Annotated in this window: 1 rRNA gene; it reads right to left on the bottom strand. The window is 46.9% G+C overall.

What is annotated here, in order from left to right:
• Positions 1 to 601: ribosomal RNA gene (locus TY87_RS22405) — 23S ribosomal RNA — on the bottom strand; the annotation flags it as partial.
• Positions 602 to 749 lie beyond the last annotated feature (148 nt).

Here is a 749-nt window from a genome sequence, read left to right as displayed (position 1 = left end):
CGCTTAACCTTGCTACTGAAAATAAGTCGTTGACCCATTATACAAAAGGTACGCAGTCACGGAACAAGTCCGCTCCCACTGCTTGTACGTACACGGTTTCAGGATCTATTTCACTCCCCTCACAGGGGTTCTTTTCGCCTTTCCCTCACGGTACTGGTTCACTATCGGTCAGTCAGGAGTATTTAGCCTTGGAGGATGGTCCCCCCATATTCAGACAGGATAACACGTGTCCCGTCCTACTCGTTTTCATGATTAAGGTGTTTTCGTATACGGGGCTATCACCCTCTATTGCGGCACTTTCCAGAGCCTTCTACTAACACCAAAACCACTTAAGGGCTAATCCCCTTTCGCTCGCCGCTACTTAGGGAATCTCGGTTGATTTCTTTTCCTCCGGGTACTTAGATGTTTCAGTTCCCCGGGTTCGCCTCCACACAGCTATGTATTCACTGTGGGATACTCTACAAGTAGAGTGGGTTTCCCCATTCGGACATGTTCGGATCAAAGCCTGTTTATCGACTCCCCGAACCTTTTCGCAGATTACCACGTCCTTCATCGCCTCTGACTGCCAAGGCATCCACCGTGCACGCTTGGTCACTTGACCATATAACCCAAAATAGTTTCGGATCACATACCAAAGGGCTTTTGTACCCCTCTGGATTTACGATAATAGAAGTCACTAGGTTAAAGTGATCTTCCACCGGTTTAACACTTGATTTATCGTTATTTCAAAATTCGAATTGTTAAAGAGC

This window comes from Marinomonas sp. BSi20584 (assembly GCF_002792415.1).
GTDB lineage: Bacteria > Pseudomonadota > Gammaproteobacteria > Pseudomonadales > Marinomonadaceae > Marinomonas > Marinomonas polaris.
The sequence above is the reverse complement of the archived record's forward strand: the minus strand, read 5'-3'. Positions and strand labels throughout refer to the sequence as shown.